A 21,461-nucleotide genomic window follows, 5' to 3' on the forward strand; every position below is an offset into this window, starting at 1 on the left:
TAAAAAAGGAGCCGATTGGCTCCCTTTTTATTGGCGTCGCTGAAATAATTACAGCGCGGCGATTTCTTCGGTCACGTTTGTGCCTTGCTTCTTCGGCGCTGCCGAAGCCATGTCGCCGACAGCGGTCGGCTTGGCTTGCACCGGCGCCGCTGGTGCGGCAGGACGTGGGGCCGGCTTGATCAGCGCGGTGGTGAAGATCGAGATGTTCTTGCCGACCGCGACTTCCTTCAGGTTCTGATATTCGGACAAGACCTTGAGGCCGTAGCCGCCGTCGTTGTCCATTTCAGCTGCGCCGACGTAGCTCTTCAGGCCGGCTTCCACCGAACCGCCGCGTGTCACGTATTCTTTCAGGATCAGCGAACCGACCTTGATGTTGGCCACCGGATTGAGAGCTGCCTTGACGCCGCCCAGTTCCTGGAACTTGTCGTGATGGACCTTGGACATGACCTGCATCAGGCCTTGTGCGCCCATCGGGCTTTCCGCGAACGGATTGAAGCGTGACTCGATTGCCATCACCGCCAGGATCAGCAGCGGATCAAGCTTGATGTCGCGTGCTGTCAGATACGCAGCCGAGACCAGCATGTCAGTGGCATCGCCGGCAACGCGATAACGCTTGGACAGCCAGTTTGTCACCAGCTTCTGCTGACGCGGCGTGCCAAGAATCTTGCGCTCTTCATCGCTGAGCGGGATGGCGGCGGCTGCCGGTGCAGCGGCGGCAGTCAATGCCGGCGCCGGCGTATCCATCAGGTTGGTCAGTGGCGGCGCTTCTGGCGCTGCCTCTTCAACCTGGCCGTCCGAGAAGGGCGACAGAGCGATGATTTTGTCGGCGAAATCCGGGTTGAAGAACATCATGCCCAGAACGAACAGTGCAGCGATGCCGACCAGAGTCAGGGCATAGTGCGCTGCGGTAAAAAAGCGACCGATGCGGCTGGGAATGGACTTCGCCCATTGCGCCGACTGATCAACCATATCCGAGGCGGCGCTTAACGGCGCCTCTATGGGTTGGTTTAACATTGAACCTCCTGAATGTTGCAAATTACATAGGGCAAAACCGGCCAAGAGTGAAAAACCGGATTACTGACTACATGCATCACAATCAAAAAACTGCCGTCGCAAGGCGTTACGGCAAGCTTGGGGGTTGTTTGCGGTTACTGCAGGGCCGTCGGCTCCTGTGCAGTGCAATACAACCAAGTTCGGGGGAGAAGGCTGACGCCTTTTGACAACACTCCTTAAAAATGTCAGTGGGACCCCGTTCCCGTGAAACCTTGTGAGCTGATTCGGGTTCCTGACCCGGCTCCTTTAATCAAGGTGGCCGAATTGTAGAAGCCACTTTATATCAAGTCAATACTAATAAACCGATTTAATATAACTTTTAAGTCTGATTTTTGGAGGGGTACACCGCCAAAAATCAATAGAATCAACCGTTTGCCCGGTCTATCTCACCTAAGGGCTGTGTTACAGAAATCCAGCGAAAAAAAATGAAATATACAGATTTACGCGATTTTATTTCGCAATTGCAACTTTCCGGCGAATTAAAACGTATCTCCACGCCGGTGTCTCCCTACCTCGAAATCACCGAAATCTGCGATCGCACCTTGCGAGCCTCAGGTCCGGCGCTGATTTTCGACAAGGTCGAAGGCAAAAATATCCCGGTCCTGGCGAATCTTTTCGGCACGCCGCGCCGTGTGGCGCTGGGCATGGGCGCGGAAGATGTCAGCGAATTAAGACGCATCGGCCATTTGTTGGCGAAGCTGAAAGAGCCCGAGCCGCCGAAAGGTTTCAAGGACATCATGGGTCTCGGCACGCTGGTCAAGTCGCTGTGGGACATGGCGCCCAAGGAGCACAGTTCGGCGCCGTGCCAGGACATTGTCTGGGAAGGTAACGACGTCGACCTTGACCGCCTGCCGATCCAGCATTGCTGGCCGGGCGATGTCGCCCCTCTTATTACATGGGGCCTGGTGATCACCAAAGGTCCCAACAAGAAGCGCCAGAATCTCGGCATCTATCGCCAGCAGGTCCTCGGCCGCAACAAGGTCATCATGCGCTGGCTGGCGCATCGCGGCGGCGCACTCGACTTTCGCGAACACTGCATCGCCAATCCAGGCAAGCCGTATCCGATCGCCGTCGCACTGGGCGCCGATCCCGCTACTATATTAGGAGCAGTCACGCCGGTGCCGGACAGCCTGTCCGAATACCAGTTCGCCGGCCTGCTTCGCGGCAGCCGCACCGAGCTGGTCAAGGCCATCGGCAGCGAGCTGCGCGTGCCGGCTTCGGCCGAAATCGTGCTGGAAGGGCATATCTATCCCGATGAATCGCATCCCTCCGGCTACGAGCATGCGCTTGAGGGGCCGTATGGCGACCATACCGGTTACTACAATGAGCAGGACTGGTTTCCGGTCTTCACCATCGACCGCATCACCATGCGCCGCGATCCCATCTACCACTCCACTTACACCGGCAAGCCGCCCGACGAACCGGCCGTGCTGGGTGTCGCGCTCAACGAAGTGTTCATCCCGCTGCTGCAAAAGCAGTTCAGCGAAATCACCGACTTCTACCTGCCGCCGGAAGGCTGCAGCTACCGCATGGCGGTGGTGCAGATGAAGAAGTCCTACGCCGGCCACGCCAAGCGCGTGATGTTCGGGGTGTGGAGTTTCCTGCGCCAGTTCATGTATACCAAGTTCATCGTGGTGGTCGATGAAGACGTCGACATCCGCGACTGGAAGGAAGTGATCTGGGCCATCACCACCCGCGTCGATCCGGTGCGCGACACCGTGATGGTGGACAACACGCCGATCGATTACCTCGACTTCGCCTCGCCGGTCAGCGGCCTCGGCAGCAAGATGGGCATCGACGCCACCAACAAATGGCCCGGTGAAACCAATCGCGAATGGGGTACCACGATCAGCATGACGGATGCGGTCAAGAAGCGCGTGGACAGCATCTGGGACGAGCTGGGGATTTAATGCAGATGAGTTGCGGCGTATGTATTGGCGTGCGCCGCAATTTATGCCGTCAGAGCGAACAGCGCTCGCACCTGCTGCGCAGATGAGGTACAATTCCTGCCGGCGGGCCCCTGCGCATTGTGGCATGGTCAACCTGGTCAGGTCGGGAACGAAGCAGCCACAGCCATTTCCTGCAAGTGCCGCAGACAAGGCTCGCCTCTTCCTTCTCAGGAAGCATTCAATACAAGTCGCCGACGACGCAGTGCATTCCGTCGCCGACACTCCTGTTTCAAATCCCGGATTTGTAAATTAATTAAGCCGCTTTGCCGCCGACGGTAAATCCTATCGTGGTCTTGCCGCCTCTGCTGTTGGCGAACGCGGTGCCGCCGTGCATCAGCGCAATCGCCTTGACGATCGCCAGGCCGAGGCCGTGGCCGTGCACGCCGTCGAAGTCGCGACGCGCGCTGTCGACGCGGTAGAAGCGGTCGAACAGGCGTGGCAAATGGCGCTGCTCGATCGGTTCACCCGGATTGGAAACGGCGACCTGCACGCGCTGTTGCACATCCTGCTGCTGCGCATCGATCGACACCGTGATGCGGGCGCCGGCCGGCGAATGCTGGATGGCGTTTTGCAGCAGATTGGTCAGCGCGCGACGGAACAGCGCAGTCTCGATCATCGACTTCGCATCCACGTCGCCGACCACTTCCACGCTCATCTGCATCTCGTCGAGCACGAACTCGAAGAACTCGATGGTCTTTTGCACCTCGTCGGCGATCGCCGTGTAGACCAGGCTGGTGGCGGCTTCGCCTTGATCGCAGCGGGCCAGGAACAGCATGTCGTTGATGATCGAACGCAGTCGGTCCAGTTCTTCCAGGTTCGACTGCAGCACGATCTCGAACTCCGGCGCGCTGCGTTCGCGCGACAAGGCCACCTGGGTTTCGCCGATCAGGTTGGCCAGCGGCGTGCGCAACTCGTGCGCGACGTCGGCGTTGAAGGCTTCCAATTGCTTGTAGGCGTTTTCCATGCGGTCCAGCGCGCCGTTGAAAGCCTGCGCCAGATCCGACAATTCATCCGGCAGCGCCGAGACGGTGAGGCGTTCCGACAGGGTTTGCGGACTGAGGGTTTGTGCCTTGTCCGACATCCTCTTGAGCGGTTGAAGACCGGCGCGCGCAATCCAGTAGCCGAACAGGATCACCAGAAAAATCCCCGCCAGCGACAGGCCGATCATGGCCGCGACAAAAGTACGCAGCGTCTCGAAATACGGTTCGGTGTCGACGCCGATGGTCAGGCGGATGGCGGGGCGGTCGAGATAAGCCGGCAACACCTTGGTCAGCGTGTGCATCGGGAATTCCTTGCCCTTGATGCGCAGGCGGCCGATGTTGTTGGGGTCGTAATCGAAGTCATGCAGCTCGGCCAGGTCCTTGCCGTAGCTGAATTGCGGATCGTCACTGAATACCCAGAAGCGCACCTTGCCGTCGGCCGGCGTCAGCGTGTCCAGCTTGGCCTGCACGCGCGCCCAGCGCTCCACCGTGCCGATGCGCGAGACCATGTATTCGATGTCGTTGAAGGTCGTCACCAGGCCGTCGCGCTCATGGCGCAACAACTCGTTCTTGACCACGGCGTACAGCACGCCGCCGATCAGCGAAAAAATGACCAGCGCGGCGGCCGCGAACATCATGACCAGCCGCGCGATGATGGAATGCCTCATCCGTCTTCCCCGTCACGTTCATCATGTTCGTCGTGTTCCGGCAGCGCAGCTTCCGCAGCGCGCGGCTCCAGCACATAGCCCATGCCGCGTATCGTATGCAGCAGTTTCTGGTCGAAGGGCGCGTCGATCTTGGCGCGCAGGCGCTTGATCGCAACTTCGACGACGTTGGTGTTGCTGTCGAAATTCATGTCCCACACCAGTTCGGCAATCGCCGTCTTGGACAGGATCTCGCCCTGACGCCGCGCCATGATCGCCAGCAATGCGAACTCCTTCGCGGTCAGGTCGATACGCGTGTTGTTGCGGTAAGCCTTGCGGCTCAGCAGGTCGATTTGCAGGTCGCCGATACGCAGCTGCGCCGGCTCCTGCGATCGTCCGCGGCGCGTCAGCGCCTGCAGGCGCGCCAGCAGTTCGAGGAAGGAAAACGGCTTGATCAGGTAATCGTCGGCGCCATCGTGCAAGCCCTTGATGCGGTCTTCCACGCGATCGCGCGCGGTCAACATGATCACCGGCGTCTGCTTGACGGTGCGCAGCGAACGCAGCACCGAGAAACCGTCCAGCCCCGGCAGCATGACGTCCAGCACGATCACATCGTAATCATGTTGAATCGCCAGATGCTGGCCGTCGATGCCGTTGGCGGCCAGATCCACGGTGCAGCCCTGCTCGGTCAATCCCTTGCAGAGGTACTCCGCCATCTTGTGCTCGTCTTCGACGATCAGAATTTTCATTCCTGCTCCAAATACCGCGTTCATTGACATCAACTAGTGCGATTCTATTACAGGAGCGGCACCGCCTTTGCGTGCTGCCTTACGCGCTGCGCGTGCTTCCTTCTTGTTCATGTACCAGTAATGCGCGCGATCCAGGTAGAGATACACCACCGGCGTCGTGAACAGCGTCAGCGCCTGCGACAGCACCAGGCCGCCGACCATCGCATAGCCGAGCGGACGGCGCAGCTCGGAACCGGCGCCATGGCCCAACATCAGCGGCAGGCCCGACAGCAGCGCGCACATGGTGGTCATCATGATCGGCCGGAAGCGCAGCAAACACGCCTGATAAATCGCCTCTTCCGGTTTCATGCCCTTTTGCCGTTCGGCGGTCAGCGCAAAGTCGATCATCATGATGCCGTTCTTCTTGACGATGCCGATCAGCAGGATGATGCCGATCAGCGCAATCACGCTGAGGTCGTAGCCGCCCGCCATCAGGATCAGCAGCGCCCCCACGCCGGCCGACGGCAGCGTCGACAGGATGGTCAGCGGATGGATGTAGCTCTCATACAGCAGGCCCAGCACGATGTACACCGCGATCAACGCCGCCGCAATCAGGTACGGCTGCGACGACAGCGAATCGCCGAAGGCCTTGGCGGTACCCTGGAACGCCCCCGTCAGGGTAGTCGGCACGCCCATCTCGGCCTGCGCCTGGTTGATGGCGTCGACCGCTTCGCCCAGCGCCACGCCGTGCGCCAGGTTGAACGAAATCGTCACCGCCGGGAACTGGCTCTGGTGGCTGATCGACAGATACGCGGTCTTGGTCGTATCGACCTTGATGAAAGTCGACAGCGGCACTTGCTGGCCGGTGAGCGGCGAGGTCAGGTAGAGCTTGTTGAACAGCGCCGGATCCTTTTGCAGCTCCGGCGTCACTTCCAGGATCACGCGATAGCTGTTCACCTGCGTGAAGTACTGTGCGACCTGGCGCTGGCCGATGGCGTCATAGATCGTGGCGTCGATCAGCGCCGGCGAAATGCCGAAGCTCGATGCGCGTGCACGGTCAATCGTGATGGTCGCGGTCGCCGCCGAGTTTTGCTGATCTGAAGCGACGTCGGTGAGCTCCTTCAGCCGGCGCAAGCGATCCACCAGCTTCGGCGCCCACACGTTGAGCTCGTCCAGGTTGGAGTCGGTCAGCGTGTATTGATATTGCGTACGCGACAGACGGCCGCCGACGTTGATGTCCTGGCTGGCCTGCATGAACAGGTTGACGCCCTGGATCTTGGCCACTTGCGGACGCAGGCGCGTGATGATCTCGCTGGCGTCCAGCGTGCGGCCTTCGCTCTTCGGTTTCAGTGCAATGAAGAAGTTGCCGGTGTTGAAGGTGGTCGAACCCGCGCTCATCGCGAAGCCGGTCACGTCCGGATCCTTGCGCACCACGTCAGCCACCTGCAGCAGGCGGCGATGCATGGCGGTCGAGGAAATATCCTGCGCCGATTCGGCAAAGCCGGCGATCACGCCGTTGTCCTGTTGCGGGAAGAAGCCCTTCGGAATGAAGATGAACAGCACCACGGTCACCGCAACGGTGGCAAGGAAGCTCATCAGCGTGATGAACTGGTGGCGCAGCACCAGATCGAGACCGCGCTTGTAGCCGTTCAGCAGGGCATCGAAGAAGCGCTCGAACAATTGATACATCTTGCCGTGCTTTTCAGCATGGGTGTTCTTCAGGAAGCGCGAGCACAGCATCGGCGTGAGCGTCAGCGAAATGATCACCGACACGCCGATGGTCAGCGTCACTGTCACGGCGAACTCGCGGAACAGGCGGCCGACGATGCCGCCCATCAGCAGCAGCGGGATGAACACCGCCACCAGCGACACCGAAATCGAGATGATCGTGAAGCCGATTTCACCGGCGCCTTTGAGCGCCGCCTCCATCGGATCCATGCCTTCTTCGACGTAGCGGTAAATGTTTTCCAGCATCACGATTGCATCGTCGACCACGAAGCCGACCGCAATCGTCAACGCCATCAGCGACAGGTTGTCGAGGCTGTAGCCGACCAGGTACATCACGGCGGCGGTGCCCATGATCGCCAGCGGCACGGTGATGCTCGGGATCAGCGTCGCCGCGACGTTGCGCAGGAACACGAAGATCACCATCACCACCAGCGCAATCGTCAGGACCAGCGTGAACTCGACGTCTTCCACCGAGGCGCGGATGGTCTGGGTGCGGTCGATCAGCGTATTGACGTGCACGCTGGCGGGGATCGCTGCGCGCAGGCGCGGCATCGCGGCCTTGATGCGGTCGACCGTTTCAATCACGTTGGCGCCCGGCTGCTTGGTGATCGCCAGCACGATGGAGCGGCCGTTGGTCAGCGTCGTGTCCGTCTCTGCGGCCGCGCCGGAGAAGGCCCAGGCAGCAATCTTCATGTTTTCAGGCGCATCGATCGCCACGCCGATGTCGCGCACGCGGATCGGTGCGCCGGCGCGGTAAGCCAGCACCATGTCGTTCCATGGATCGGCGCTGAGCAACTGATCGTTGGTATAGACGGTGAAGCTCTGATGCGTGCCGTCGACCGTGCCCTTGGGCTGGTTCACGGTGGTGGTGGCGATCACACCGCGGATGTCTTCCAGGCTCAGATTCAGCGTTGCGAGCTTGGCGGGATCAACCTGGATACGCACGGCCGGTTTCTGCGCGCCGTTGACGTTGACCAGGCCGACGCCGGAGATCTGCGAGATCTGCTGCGCCAGGATGTTGTCGGCGAAGTCGCTGACCTGCGTCAGCGGCAGCGCGTCCGATTGCACCGACATGATCATGATCGGCGAATCGGCCGGATTGACCTTGCGGAAGGTCGGCGGATTCGGCAGATTGGCCGGCAACTGGCCGGTCGACGCATTGATCGCCGCCTGCACGTCGAGCGCGGCGGCGTCGATGTTGCGGTTGAGGTCGAACTGCAAGGTGATCTGGGTGCTGCCCAGCGCACTTTGCGAGGTCATTTGCGACAGGCCGGCAATCAGTGAGAACTGGCGTTCCAGCGGTTGCGCGACGTTGGAGGCCATGGTTTCAGGACTGCCGCCGGGCAAACTTGCGGAGACTTGAATCGTCGGGAAGTCGACCTGCGGCAGCGGCGCGACCGGCAGCAGCGGCCAGACCGCGACACCGACCAGCAGGATCGCCAGCGCCAGCAACGTGGTGCCGATGGGACGCTTGATGAAGGTGGCGGACACACTCACTTTGCGGATCCTTTCGCAGCAGCGCCGTTGGCGGCAGCCTTGTTCTCAATGATGCGGCTGCCCGGTTTGAGCTTGTACTGACCGTCCAGCACCACGCGTTGAGAGACTTCCAGGCCCTGGCTCAGCACCGCGATGCTGTCTTGGATACGCGTGACCTTGACCGGCTGGATCGCCACCGTTTCGTCGGCCTTGACGATGTACACGTAAGTGCCTTGCTGGTTGCGCTGGATCGCAGCGGCCGGCAGGGTCAGCGCCGGCGCGTGATCATCCATCTGCAGGTTGATGTTGACGTACTGTCCCGGCCACAGCGTGTGCTGCTGGTTGGTGAAGCGCGCCTTGAGCTGCACGGTGCCGCTGGTGGTGTCGATCTGGTTGTTGAGCAGGATCAGCGTGCCGGTCGCCAGCGGTTCGTTGCTGGTGCGCGCGTAGGCAGTGACCTTCAGCGGCTTGTGACTGGCCAGCTGGGCGCGGTTGATGGCCGGCACGGCTTCTTCCGGCAAGGTGAATTGCACGGTGATCGGATCGATCTGGTTGATGATCACCAGGCCGTTGGCGTCGGAGGCGTGGACGATATTGCCCGGATCGACCAGACGTGCGCCGACGCGGCCGCTGATCGGCGCGTTGATCGTGGTGTAGCCGAGCTGGACCTTGGCGTAACTGATCTGCGCTTCATCGGTTTTGACGGCGGCTTCAAGCTGCGCCACCAGGGCCTTTTGCGTATCCAGTTGCTGTTGCGTGGCGGCGTCCTGCTGACGCAGCGTGGTGTAGCGCTGCAAGTCGATTTTTGCGTTCGTCAGCTGGGCCTGGTCACGCGCCTGTTGCGCCTGCACCTGCGCAAGTTGCGCCTGCAGCGCGCGCGGATCGATCTGCGCCAGCATCTGGCCGGCCTTGACGTCCTGGCCTTCGGTGAAGCCGACCTTGTCGAGCTGGCCGTCGATGCGCACCTTGACGACGACGCTGGCATTGGCGGTCACGGTGCCGACGCCCGACAGGTACAGCGGAATGTCGCGCTCCTGCACTTGCACGGTGGTGACGGAAATCGACGGCGCCTGCTGCGCCTGTTCCTTGGGCGCCGCGACTGCATCGGCGCGATGGAACAACGACCAGGCGCCGCCGCCGAGGGCGACCAGAACGGCAGCGGAAATCAACAGGGTGGAACGTTTGGGTGTCAAAGAAGTAGTCATGCTTTCACTCGCGAAATTGTTTTTATTGGCCGGCTTATTTGTTGGCGCTGTTGGATGTCGTGGATGCAGCCGAAGTGCTCACCTTGTCGATGTCGGCTACGGTCCAGCCGCCGCCGGTCGCCTTGATCAGCGCGACGCTGGCCACCAGCTGGCGACCCAGCAGGGTGACGGCGGTGCGCTGGTTGGTCAGCGAAGTCGCCTGCGTCGTCACGACCGCGATGTAGGTGGTGGTGCCGGCCTGGTACTGGCTCAGCGCCAGTCGTTCGGACAATTGCGCCGCCTTCACCGCCTGATCCTGCACCTGGCTTTCCTGATCCAGCACGCGCAGTGTCGACAGGTTGTCTTCGACTTCCTGCAAGCCGCCCAGCACGGTTTGTTTGTAGGTGGCGACGGCGCCGTCGAACGCCGCAGTGGCCTGGTCGTTGCGCGCGCTGCGCGCGCCGCCGTCGAACAGCACCACCGCCAGCGTGGCGCCGAGCGACCACACGCGGCTAGGCGTATCGAACAACTGGGAGAACGATGCGCCGCTGTAACCGCCGGACGCGCCCAAGGTCAGCGCCGGGAAGTACGCCGCGCGCGCCACGCCGATGTTGGCGTTGGCGGCGGCGGCCAGACGCTCGGCGTTGGCGATGTCGGGGCGACGCTCCAGCAGATCGGACGGCAGTCCGGTCGGCGTCGCCGGCATGCTGGCTTGCAACGCCGCGGCATCGGTAGTCAGCGGCGCCAGCGAGAATGCCGCCGGCGCCTTGCCGAGCAAAATGGCGATGGCGTGTTCAAGCTGGTTGCGGGTGGCATCGAGGTCGATCAGCTGCGCCTGTGCCGCGCGCAATTGTGTTTCCGCCAGCGCCACGTCGGAGCGCAATGCCACGCCCGCGTCATATTGATGCCGGGTCAGCTGGAACGAGCGCGTATAGGCCGCCACGGTGCGTGCGTACAAATCTTTCTGCAGGTCGGTCACGCGCAGCTGCAGGTAGTTCTGCGCCAGCGTCGCCTGGATGCTCAGACGCGCCGCGCCGAGGCTGGCTGCGCTGGCCTGGCTGGCGGCGTCGCCGTTTTCCACAGAGCGCCGCACGCGGCCCCAGATGTCTGCTTCCCACGAGGCGTTGAGACCGACAGCGTAGGTATCGGTCAGCCGGCTGCCTGCGGTCGGGCTATTGGTTTGCGCCCGCGTAGGTCCGGCCGAGGCGCCGATGGTGGGCCACAGGCTGGCGCGCGCGATGGCGGCGGTGGCCTGAGCCTGACGGTGTTGCGCTTCGGCAAGACGGATGTTCTGGTTGGCCTGGTTGGCTTGTTCGATCAGGTCATTGAGCACCGGGTCGCGATACGCCTCCCACCAGCGCTGGTTGCTGTCGATCTGACCGGGCTCGGCTTTCTTCCAGGGGCCTTGTTCCTTGTAGGCCGTGGGCAGGTCGAGTTGCGGGCGGACGTAGTCAGGCCCGACCGCGCAGCCGCCGAGCAGCAGGGCGGTCGCGATGGCAGCGGCGGACAACAGTGGGGCCGGCTGGAATGCGGTGGAGCGGGGTGGCGATTTGGTGGTCGCTGTCATGGGTGGGTTTGGCGGCATGGTGGACGGCATTGCATTGAGCGGGCGATCAAATGGACATGTTGACGGGTGGAAATTGCGGACGACCGTCGACACCTTTTTATACGGTGTTCACTTTATAGAGAGGCGGTCAACTGGAGGCTGACGGAAATATGACATTTCTGTCAGTTTCGGATTTGGGTGTGTTTGATTGCTTGTTTGCGTTGCTGATGCTGTTCTTTCTTCGGTCGACCATGGTTGCCGGGGGCGGCCCGGCAGCCGCTCACTTTCTTTGCTTCGCCAAAGAAAGTAAGCAAAGAAAGGCGACCGCGATTCGCCGCCCCGCTGCGCGGGGTTCCCGTTGGCGCCGTACTCAAATCGGGAAGGGAAACAAACTCGCTTCGCTCAGACAAGTTTCCCTTCTTTATCCGATTTGAGCACGTCACCAACGGCGACTCATAAGCGGAATTCCTTTTTCGGCTCGCTTCGCATTGCCTTGGGTGGCTCGCCTTCGGCATCGTGATTGTCGCGGCAGTGGGGTTCGCGAAGAACGGTGACCGTCATTTCACCTCAGTCCCCTGGCGATGCGCAGCGAGCCAGTCTGGAAGTCCGCTTGCGAGTAGCCGGTGGCGGCAGGTGCAAATCGGATAAAGAGGGGAAACTTGTCTGAGCGAAGCGAGTTTGTTTCCCCTCCCGATTTGTGCCTGCCGACGCCGGGGACCCCGAAGGGGCTACGAACCAGCGGTCGCTTCTTTTGCTTACTTTTCTTGGCGAGACAAGAAAAGTGAGTAGCTGCCGGGCTACCCCCGGCAAGGTCGTCCGAAGAACATGCCGCATCAGTTACAACAAACCGGCTATAAAGCTACGGCAAATTCTCCCGCAACATCACACTAATCCTCACCGCCTCCACCCCCGCCAACGCCTCCTTCTTCTCCCGCAAATTCCCAAATATCCGCACACAATTCATGATCATGTTCTGCGGATGCTGCGTCAGAATCGCATCCACGGTGCCGTCGATCAGCAACCCCCGCGTATCCGGCGTCAGGCCATGCCCGATGAACACCACCTTCTGCTCCCGCCCGCTCTCCCGCAGCGCGCGGCCGACGCCATCCGAAGCGCCGCCGATGTTGTACATCCCGACCAGATCCGGGTACTGCTCCAGCAGCGTGCGCGCCTGTTTGTAGTTGGTGTCGGCATCGTCATGCCCCTCGCGCAGACCGACCACCTGCAGATGCGGAAACATTTCTTCGAGCACATGCAGAAATCCCATCTCGCGCTCTTCATGACCGCGATAGCTGAGACTGCCGGCGATCATCGCCACTTTCATCGGCTTGGCCTTATTGCCGCCGACATTGCCGCCGCCAAGAAAGCGTCCCAGCAAGTAACCGGCGGTACGTCCCGCCGCCCGATTGTCCATACCGACATAAGCCGCACGGCGAGAATTCGACAAGTCCGAAATCAGCGTCACCACCGGGATACCTTCGGCCACCAGCGTATTGACGGCTTCGCGCACCAGCGGATGTTCGAGCGCCATGAAGGCCACGCCGTCGGCCTGGCGGCCGTAATGCAGCAGACGCTTGGCCAGCACGCTGGGGTTGAAGCCTTCGATGTGATGGCATTTGCATTTCACGTTGAACGGCGCCAGCTGCTCCTCGGAAAACGCGATGTAGTCGCCCAGCATCTGCATGAAGCGGTTGCTCTGCGGCGGCAGCAAGAACACCAGCCGCATCGGCTTGGGTTGCATCGCCTTGTACAGATCGGCTTCCGGCAGATAGTCGAGTGCGGCGGCCGCCTTCAGGACTTTTTGCATGGTCGCGGCGCGCACGCCGGGGCGCTGGTTGAGTACGCGGTCGACCGTGGCGGTGGACACGCCGGCGGCGCGCGCGATGTCGGTCACGCGGGCGCGGCCGCCATCGTTGATGCCATCGGTCGGCAAACGGGGATCAGGGGAAAATGCCATAGCGAGATATTTTATGTTTACATCAAAAACCATCATGAAATTGCTTTGACCGCAGCAGATGCAAAGCCTATTCTCTGCAAAAAGCAATCGAGACAAATCAAATAACATCAAGAATATACAAGGAGACAGCATGCGCGGAAACATTTTTTCCGCTGCATTGCCACGCAGGTCTTCGCTACCCGAACAGAATCCGCACGCCATCAACGACCTATAAAAATCCAGGAGATACGCAATGCACGCCATGACCCGTCGCCACTTTCTGAAGACCGCTTCGGTCGCCTCGGCCGCCGCCGCGACCGGACTCTATGCCGGTTCCGCCAGCGCCGCCGCTGAATTCACGCTGAAGTACGGCAACAACCTGCCGATGACCCATCCGATGAACGTGCGCGCCAAGGAAATGGCCGCCAAGATCGCCGCCGAGTCCAAGGGCCGCGTCGACTTCCAGGTCTATCCCAACGGCCAGCTCGGCACCGACACCGACATGCTGTCGCAGGTGCGCGCCGGCGCCATCGACTTCTTCACCATCTCGCCGGAAGTGCTCGGCACGCTGGTGTCGGCCGGCCAGATCAGCGGCGTCGGTTTCGCCTTCAAGGATTACAGCCAGGTGTGGGCGGCGATGGACGGCGATCTTGGCGCCTACGTGCGCAAGCAGATCGCCGCGACGACTTCGCTGTTCGCGTTCGAGCGCTGCTGGGACAACGGCTATCGCCAGGTGACCACCAGCACGCGCCCGATCACCAAGCCGGAAGACTTCAAGGGCATGAAACTGCGCGTACCGCCGAGCCCGCTGGCGACTTCACTGTTCCGCGCGTTCGATGCGGCGCCGACCAGCATCAACTTCGCCGAAGTGTATTCCGCGCTGCAGACCAAGATCGCCGAAGGCCAGGAAAACCCGCTTGCAGTGATCTCCACCGTCAAGTTCTATGAAGTGCAGAAGTATTGCTCCATGACCAACCACGTGTGGAGCGGCTTCTGGTTCATGGGCAACAAGAAGTCCTTTGAACGCATGCCAAAAGAGTTGCAAGAGATCGTTACACGCAACGTCAACGAAGCCGGCCTCAAGCAGCGCGTCGACGTCAAGGCCTTGAACGAATCGCTGGTGGCCGACATGAAGGGCAAGGGCATGCAGTTCAACGATACCGATAACGAAGCCTTCCGCACCAAGCTGCGCGCTTCCGGCTTCTACACCGAGTGGCACAAGAAATTCGGTCCCGAGGCGTGGGCGCTGCTGGAAAAGTACACTGGGAAGCTCGCGTAAATGGACGCTGCAATAAATTACATAACGCCGTTGCCGACCAACCCGCTGGCGCGTCTGCTGGCGGGCGTCAATCGCGGCGTCATGCACGTTGTCGCCGCGGTTGCTGCGGCGTTGGTGGTGGTGGAAACCGGCGTGCTGCTGGCCGGCGTGATCTACCGCTATGCGCTGCATGATCCGCTGATCTGGTCCGATGAACTGGCCTCGACGCTGTTCATCTGGCTGTCGATGCTGGGCGCAGTGCTGGCGCTGGACCGGGGCGAGCACATGCGCCTGACGGCCATCGTCAACAAGCTCTCCGACAAATGGCGCGTCTGGCTGGAAACGGTGGCCGCGCTGATCGTCTGCATTTTTGTATTGATGATCATCCATCCTGCGGTCGACCATGCGTCGGAGCAGATGGCGATCACCACGCCGGCCTTGGAGATCCCCGACGGCCTGCGTGCAGCAGCGCTGCCGGTCGGCGCGATCCTGATGTTCCTGGCGGCGATCGCCCGCATGGCGAGCCGCTCCAGCATCAGGCAGGTGCTGTCCGCGGTTGCCGTGGTCGCCGTCATCGGCGCGGTGCTGTGGATCAGCAAGCCGGCCCTGCTGGCCATGGGCAACTACAACCTGATCGTGTTCTTCGTGGTGCTGATCGGCGCGTGTGTCGCAGGCGGTATTCCGATTGCGTTCGCCTTCGGTACGGCGACGATGGCCTATCTGACCATTGCTACAGGCGCGCCGATGATGATCGTGGTCAGCCGTATGGACGAGGGCATGTCCAGCCTGATCCTGTTGTCGGTGCCGCTGTTCGTCTTGCTCGGTTCGCTGCTGGAAATCAGCGGTCTTGCCAGAACGCTGATCGACTTCATGGCGGCCTTGCTGGGCCACGTGCGGGGTGGTTTGCAATACGTGCTGCTGGGCGCGATGTTCCTGGTCTCCGGCATCTCCGGCTCCAAGGCAGCCGACATGGCCGCGATTGCCCCGGCGCTGTTCCCTGAAATGAAGAAGCGCGGTTCCAAGCCGGAAGAACTGGTGGCCTTGCTGTCGTCCTCCGGCGCCATGACCGAAACGATTCCGCCGAGCCTGGTGCTGATCACCATCGGCGCCGTGTGCAGCGTGTCGATTACGGCCCTGTTCATCGGCGGCCTGATGCCTGCCGTGATCGCCACGATTGCGATCGGCATTGTCTGCTGGTTCCGCGCCCGTCGTGAACCGATGCCGGATGTGAAGCGCGCCACCATCGGCGTGATCGGCAAGACATTGATCGCGGCGATTCCTGCGCTGGCCTTGCCGATGCTGATCCGCGTGGCGGTGATTGAAGGCGTCGCCACCGCAACGGAAGTGGCCACCATCGGTGTCGCCTACACCATCGTGGTCGGTCTGGTCATGCATGCCTTCATGAAGCATCTCGATTTCAAGCGCATCTATCCGATGCTGGTGGAAGCGGCGACGCTGTCGGGCGCGATCCTCTTGATCATCGGCATGGCCACCTCGATGGCCTGGGCGCTGACGCAGTCGGGCTTCTCGGCCAAGCTGGTGTCGCTGATGCAGGGCGTGCCGGGGGGTGGCTTCGGTTTCCTGCTGATCACGATCGTGATCTTCATCGTGCTGGGCAGCATCCTGGAAGGCATCCCGGCGATCGTGCTGTTCGGACCGCTGCTGTTCCCGGTGGCGCGCTCACTGGGCATCCATGACGTGCACTACGCCATGGTGGTGATCCTGGCGATGGGCATTGGTCTCTTTGCACCACCGTTCGGCGTTGGCTTCTATGCCGCCTGCGCGATCGGCAAGGTGTCGCCGGACAAGGTCTTCAACCGTGTGTGGGGCTATCTGGCCGCACTGGTGGTGGCCTTGCTGGTGGTCGCTGCGGTGCCGTGGATTTCGATCGGCTTCCTGACGTAAAAAATTTAGCAATTATTCAAACGAAACAAACGAAAAAAGAGGTGAGCAATGAGCCGTTTTCTGGGTGAGATCAAACAACTGGGCTACGTCGTCGACGACATACAGGCCGCGATGAAATACTGGAGCGAAGTGCTGGGCGTGGGCCCGTGGTACTACATGGAGCGCGTGCCGCTGAAGAACTACCGCTACAAGGGCGAGCTGCAGGACATCCATTCGTCGGTGGCGCTGGCCAACTCCGGCAACGTGCAGGTGGAATTGATCCAGCAGCGCAACGATGCGCCGTCGATGTATCAGGATTTCCTCAAGGCCGGCCGCACCGGTTTGCAGCATCTGGCTTACTGGACCGAAGACTTCGACAACGATCTCGCACGCCTGCTGGAAAAGGGCTGGAAGGTCGGCATGAGCGGTGAAGTCGGCGAGCGCGGCCGCTTCGTCTATTTCGAGACCGAATTCCATCCCGGCACCGTGATCGAGCTGTCGGAAATTGCCGGCCCCAAGGGCACCGTGTTCCGCATCATCCGCGAGTCGGCGGAAAACTGGGACGGCAGCGATCCGGTGCGCACCTTCCCCGACCTGAGCAAGATGTGATGGCGGCAACGATGGATAACAATCGTTTCTACGCCGACTACCTGATCGAAACGCCGCTCGATCCCAAGCAGGTCGCCGAGGTCATGGCGGGCGAACAATCCTGCGGCACCTTCGTGCGCGTGCAGGGCGAGACCGAACAGCTGCGCGAACGCGCGCGCGCCGTCGTGGTGTCGGTGGAAGAGATCGACAGCGTGGCGACGCCGAGCCTGCCCAACGCCTGGCAGCAGCGTCAGAACATGCAGGGTCCTTATCGTCGGGCGAAAGTGAAGATTTCCTTCCCGATCGACAACGTCGGCGCCAACTTGCCGACGCTGGCGGCGACTGTCGCCGGCAACCTGTTCGATCTCGGCGAAGTCACCGGCATGCGACTGCTGTCGCTGTCCTTGCCGGAACATTACCGCCGCCAGTTCGACATGCCGCGCCACGGCATCGCCGGCACGCGCAAGCTGACGGGAGTGCCGCAAGCGCCGCTGCTGGGCACTATCATCAAGCCCAACGTCGGCCTCAGTGCCGTCCAGACCGGCGAGCTCGTCACGCAGTTGTGCGAAGCCGGCGTCGACTTCATCAAGGACGACGAAGTCTGCGCCAACCCGGTCCATGCGCCGCTGGAAGAACGCGTGCGCGAAGTCATGAAACGGGTGCGCGCGTATCAGGACAAATCCGGCCGCCGCGTGATGGTGGCGTTCAACATCACCGACGAGCTCGACGCCATGCGCCGTCATGCCGAACTGGTCGAGCGCGAAGGCGGCAGCTGCATCATGGTCGGCCTCAACTGGTGCGGCTTCTCGGCGCTGCAAAGCCTGCGCCGCACCAGCGGCCTGGCGATCCACGGCCATCGCAACGGCTTCGGCATGATGTCGCGCCAGCCGGCGCTGGGCATGTCGTTCTCTGCGTATCAAAGCCTGTGGCGCCTGAGCGGCGTCGATCATCTGCACGTGCACGGCCTCGACGGCAAGTTCTCCGAGTTCAATGACGAAGTGGTGCAGTCGGCGCGCGATTGCCTGACGCCGATGGCGGCGGGCGATGAAGTGATGCCGGTGTTTTCGTCGGGACAATGGGCCGGTACGGTGCCGGCCACCTTTGCCGCGGTCAACAGCACCGACGTGATCTTCCTCTCGGGCGGCGGCATCCTCGCGCACCCGGACGGCGCTTCGGCTGGTGTCGCCAGCCTGCGCCAGGCGTGGGAAGCGGCGCGCGACGGCGTCAGCCTGCAGGAGCGCGCACGCCAGTCGCCGGAGCTGCAACGCGCGCTGGACTTCTTCGGGCCGCGTCTGAAATGAGCGAAGGGCATCGTCCGCGCGTCTGCTTCTATGGCGACGATTTCACCGGCGCCACCGACACGCTGGCGACGGCGACCGAAGCCGGCTTGCGCAGTTTGCTGTTCCTGCGCGTGCCGGACCGGCGTCAGCTGGAGGCGGCCGGCAAACTCGATTGCCTCGGCATCGCCGGCGCCGCACGTTCGATGGCGCCGGATGAAATGCGCGAAGAACTGGAACCGGTCGCGCGTTTTTTTGCCGGTTTGCAGCCGCCAGTGACGCACTACAAAATCTGTTCAACCTTCGACAGCGCGCCGCATGTCGGCAACATCGGCACGGCCTTGTCGGTGTGGCGGCAACACATCGCCAACGACTTTGTCCCCATCGTCGGCGGCCAGCCGAATCTGCAGCGTTATTGCGTGTTCAGCAACCTGTACGCTGCGGTCAACGGCGGCGGCGAGGTGTTCCGCATTGATCGCCACCAGACCATGCGCAATCATCCGGTGACGCCGATGCATGAAGCCGACATGCGCGTCCATCTGGCGGCGCAAGGCGTGACGGTGGCTGCAATCCATGCCCCGGCTTATGCGAAGGATACGGCGCAACTGGATGGCGAAGTGGAGCGGATTGCGCAAGCGCATCCCGACGCCGTGCTGTTCGACGTCGGCGACGCGGCGCATCTGCCGCTGATCGGCCGGCAGATATGGCGACGCGCGCAAGCACAGCCTTTGCTGGCGATCGGCGCCAGCAGCGTGGTGCAAGCCTTGTGCACTCATTGGCGCGAACAAAAAGAATTGCCTGAGTCGTCGACTGATACGGCACGCATTGCCGCCGCGGAAGGCGCGGTGTTCGTGCTGGCCGGCAGCCTGTCGCCGGTCACGGCGCGCCAGGTGGCGGCAGCGACCTCTTATGAGCGCATCACATTGGATGCGCGCCGATTGATCGAAGGCGACCAGACTTATGTCGAAAACATGCTGTTGCGTGTTGCACAGCATCTGAACAACGGCAGCCACGTGCTGGCATGCACCGCCGACGGCGCGCGCCTCGACGGTGAACACGCGTCGTTGCGGCTGGCGCAGGCGAGCGGTGATTTCCTGCAGCGCTTGCTGCCGATGACCTCGGTGCGCCGCATCGGCGTGGCCGGCGGCGATACCTCAAGCCATGCATTGAAGGCGCTCGACATCTGGGGCCTGTCTTATCTCGGCAAGTTGTCGCCGGGCGTCGCGCTGTGCCGCGCGCATGCCGACGGCACGCGCGAGGAGGGCGTTGAACTGATGCTCAAGGGCGGTCAGATGGGCGGCGAGGATTTGTTCGAACGACTGGCGAACGGTATCTAGCTTACTGCGGCCACGCGCGCGCCAGGATGCTTTTCTGCAAGGACGCGGCATCCGCAGTTCCCGCCGGCAGCGTGCCGTACACGCGGCCGTTGACGGCATCGCCGCGGCTGAGGACGAAGGCTTCTGCCATAGTCTGCGGCGCGTGCTGCAGCATCAGCGCGCCTTGCACGGTCAGCACCAGTTGCTGCACCAGCCGGCGCGCCAGCATTTCGCGCTGCTCCGGCGCCAGTGTCATCATCTGCTTGAGCGAATGCAACGGCGCCTGCAAGACTTCGTGGCCATCGGCGACCTGCTGCAATTCGTCCAGCAGCAACAGGCAGGCGTCCGGCTCGCGCTCCATCGCGCGCAGCACGTCGAGGCACATGACGTTGCCCGACCCTTCCCAGATGGAGTTGACCGGCGCTTCGCGATACAGGCGGGCCATCGGTCCGGTTTCCACATAGCCGTTGCCGCCCCAGACTTCCATGCACTCGCCGGTGAATTCCAGTGCACGCTTGCAGATCCAGAACTTGGCGGCCGGCGTGACGATGCGTCGCCAGGCGCGCTGCAAGGGATCGGCCGGCGCTTCGAAGGCGCGCGCCAGGCGCAGCATCAGCAAGGTCGCGGCTTCGCTTTCCAGCGCCAGGTCGGCCAGTACATTGCGCATCAGCGGCTGCTCGGCCAGGTGCTTGCCGAAGGCGCTGCGGTGGCGCGCATGATGGATGGCCTGGACCAGCGCATGGCGCATCAGGCCGGCGCTGCCGATCACGCAGTCGAGGCGCGTGTGGTTGGCCATCTCGATGATGGTCGGGATGCCGCGGCCTTCGTCACCGACCATGACGCCATAGGCATCTTCGAACTCGACTTCGCTGCTGGAGTTGGAGCGGTTGCCAAGCTTGTCCTTGAGGCGCTGGATCAGCACGCCGTTCTTGTGGCCGTCAGGCCGCCAGCGCGGTACGAAGAAGCAGGACAAACCATTGTCGGTGCGCGCCAGCACCATGTGGGCATCGCACATCGGCGCCGAGAAAAACCATTTGTGACCGGTCAGGGTGTAGGCCGCGCCGCGTCCGCTACCGTTGAGCGGACGCGCCGCAGTGGTGTTGCTGCGCACGTCGGAGCCGCCTTGCTTTTCTGTCATGCCCATGCCGATCAGCATTGATCGCTTCTGGTCCAGCGGCAGGTCGCGCGGATCATGTTCGCGTGAAAACAATTTGTCGCGCACCAGCCGGTACAAGGCCTCTTCACCGCGCAATACGGGGATCGAGGCAAAGGTCATGGTGGTCGGACACAACGACCCGGCTTCGATCTGGGCATGCAGGAAATAGCCGGCGGCGCGCGCCACGTGGGCGCCGGGCTTGCCTTCGAATTCCGGCATCCATGGCAGCGCGTGCAAGGCTTCGCGCCGCAGCAGGCCCAGCAAGGCGTGCCAGGCGGGGTGGAAGTCGACGCTGTCGATACGGTTGCCGAAGCGATCGTGGGTATTCAGTTCGGGCGTGTGGCGGTTGGCCAGCGCCGCCATCTGCAACACCTCGGCGCTGCCCAGTTCGGCGCCGTAATTGGCCAGCGTGGATGCATGCCAGCCGGCCTGTCCGCGCTGCACGCCCTGGCTCAGCGCGATATCGGTGTCATACGGATTGAAGTCCTGCAGTTCCGGGACCTGGTTGGCGACATCGTGCGTTTTCATTGCGGCTCCTAGGGGAAGACGGAAGAACGACTGGCGAGCGCGGACAGTGTAAGGCATAGCCGGCGCGGAAGAGCTGCGTTAGAACCTGTTTGCGATCTTACTGCGAGGCCATGATCCGGCATCGGGCGGTGCTCAGAATCCTCATGTACTCAAGTACATTCCGGTTCTTCCGCTCCGGCCGCTGCCGGCTGATGGCCTCTCGCTACAGATCGTAAACAGATTCTTAGGCG

The 21,461-nt window shown here is 62.0% G+C and carries 14 protein-coding genes and 2 other RNA genes; 8 read left to right on the forward strand and 8 right to left on the reverse strand.

Annotated features, from left to right (window positions below):
- Window positions 1-48 precede the first annotated feature (48 nt).
- The gene (locus ACIROY_RS14980; protein ID WP_402278062.1) at window positions 49-1,014 is read right to left on the reverse strand and encodes a transglycosylase SLT domain-containing protein; all 966 of its coding nucleotides are present in this window, start codon (window positions 1,012-1,014) and stop codon (window positions 49-51) included.
- A gap of 464 nt (window positions 1,015-1,478) precedes the next feature.
- Here ACIROY_RS14980 and ubiD point away from each other — a divergent pair, with 464 nt between their 5' ends.
- A complete protein-coding gene (gene ubiD / locus ACIROY_RS14985) occupies window positions 1,479-2,963 on the forward strand; it encodes a 4-hydroxy-3-polyprenylbenzoate decarboxylase (protein WP_402278061.1) in 1,485 nt (494 codons plus the stop codon).
- A 101-nt stretch (window positions 2,964-3,064) separates the two neighbouring features.
- An RNA gene (gene ffs / locus ACIROY_RS14990) (signal recognition particle sRNA small type) lies at window positions 3,065-3,163 on the forward strand.
- A gap of 92 nt (window positions 3,164-3,255) precedes the next feature.
- Here the strand turns inward: ffs and ACIROY_RS14995 are convergent.
- From ACIROY_RS14995 to ACIROY_RS15020, 6 genes are all read right to left on the reverse strand, one after another.
- Window positions 3,256-4,650 carry a heavy metal sensor histidine kinase gene (locus tag ACIROY_RS14995; protein ID WP_402278060.1) on the reverse strand — a complete coding sequence of 465 codons (1,395 nt, stop codon included), beginning with the start codon at window positions 4,648-4,650 and terminating at the stop codon, window positions 3,256-3,258.
- The gene (locus ACIROY_RS15000; RefSeq protein ID WP_402278059.1) at window positions 4,647-5,375 is read right to left on the reverse strand and encodes a heavy metal response regulator transcription factor; all 729 of its coding nucleotides are present in this window, start codon (window positions 5,373-5,375) and stop codon (window positions 4,647-4,649) included. The genes ACIROY_RS14995 and ACIROY_RS15000 overlap by 4 nt, the downstream gene beginning before the upstream one ends.
- A 33-nt stretch (window positions 5,376-5,408) precedes the next feature.
- Window positions 5,409-8,579 carry an efflux RND transporter permease subunit gene (locus ACIROY_RS15005; RefSeq protein WP_402342212.1) on the reverse strand — a complete coding sequence of 1,057 codons (3,171 nt, stop codon included), beginning with the start codon at window positions 8,577-8,579 and terminating at the stop codon, window positions 5,409-5,411.
- Complete coding sequence (locus tag ACIROY_RS15010; RefSeq protein WP_402278057.1) at window positions 8,576-9,763, reverse strand: efflux RND transporter periplasmic adaptor subunit; 1,188 nt, start codon at window positions 9,761-9,763, stop codon at window positions 8,576-8,578. The genes ACIROY_RS15005 and ACIROY_RS15010 overlap by 4 nt, the downstream gene beginning before the upstream one ends.
- A 34-nt stretch (window positions 9,764-9,797) precedes the next feature.
- Window positions 9,798-11,309 (reverse strand): efflux transporter outer membrane subunit, encoded by a 1,512-nt coding sequence (locus ACIROY_RS15015; RefSeq protein WP_402342214.1) that lies wholly within the window; start codon window positions 11,307-11,309, stop codon window positions 9,798-9,800.
- Between the two features lie 838 nt (window positions 11,310-12,147).
- Window positions 12,148-13,245 (reverse strand): LacI family DNA-binding transcriptional regulator, encoded by a 1,098-nt coding sequence (locus ACIROY_RS15020; protein ID WP_402279602.1) that lies wholly within the window; start codon window positions 13,243-13,245, stop codon window positions 12,148-12,150.
- Window positions 13,246-13,477: 232 nt separating this feature from the next.
- Here ACIROY_RS15020 and ACIROY_RS15025 point away from each other — a divergent pair, with 232 nt between their 5' ends.
- The 5 genes from ACIROY_RS15025 to ACIROY_RS15045 are packed head-to-tail and all read left to right on the forward strand — an operon-like array spanning window position 13,478 to window position 19,568.
- Complete coding sequence (locus ACIROY_RS15025) at window positions 13,478-14,503, forward strand: TRAP transporter substrate-binding protein (RefSeq protein ID WP_402342216.1); 1,026 nt, start codon at window positions 13,478-13,480, stop codon at window positions 14,501-14,503.
- Window positions 14,504-16,387 carry a TRAP transporter large permease subunit gene (locus ACIROY_RS15030; protein WP_402342218.1) on the forward strand — a complete coding sequence of 628 codons (1,884 nt, stop codon included), beginning with the start codon at window positions 14,504-14,506 and terminating at the stop codon, window positions 16,385-16,387.
- Between the two features lie 48 nt (window positions 16,388-16,435).
- Entirely contained in the window at window positions 16,436-16,975 is a 540-nt protein-coding gene (locus ACIROY_RS15035; protein ID WP_402279595.1) for a VOC family protein, read from the forward strand.
- Between the two features lie 11 nt (window positions 16,976-16,986).
- Window positions 16,987-18,255 carry a ribulose-bisphosphate carboxylase large subunit family protein gene (locus tag ACIROY_RS15040; RefSeq protein ID WP_402342219.1) on the forward strand — a complete coding sequence of 423 codons (1,269 nt, stop codon included), beginning with the start codon at window positions 16,987-16,989 and terminating at the stop codon, window positions 18,253-18,255.
- On the forward strand, window positions 18,252-19,568 hold the full coding sequence (locus tag ACIROY_RS15045; RefSeq protein WP_402342221.1) for a four-carbon acid sugar kinase family protein: 1,317 nt from the start codon (window positions 18,252-18,254) through the stop codon (window positions 19,566-19,568). Before ACIROY_RS15040 ends, ACIROY_RS15045 begins: the two co-directional genes overlap by 4 nt.
- A 1-nt stretch (window position 19,569) precedes the next feature.
- Here ACIROY_RS15045 and ACIROY_RS15050 read toward each other — a convergent pair whose 3' ends face one another.
- A complete protein-coding gene (locus tag ACIROY_RS15050) occupies window positions 19,570-21,231 on the reverse strand; it encodes an isovaleryl-CoA dehydrogenase (RefSeq protein WP_402342223.1) in 1,662 nt (553 codons plus the stop codon).
- Window positions 21,232-21,374: 143 nt separating this feature from the next.
- Here ACIROY_RS15050 and ACIROY_RS15055 point away from each other — a divergent pair.
- Window positions 21,375-21,449: non-coding RNA, sX9 sRNA (locus tag ACIROY_RS15055), on the forward strand.
- The last annotated feature ends 12 nt before the right edge of the window (window positions 21,450-21,461 follow it).

The organism is Herbaspirillum sp. NPDC101396, assembly GCF_044767365.1.
Lineage (GTDB): Bacteria > Pseudomonadota > Gammaproteobacteria > Burkholderiales > Burkholderiaceae_D > Herbaspirillum.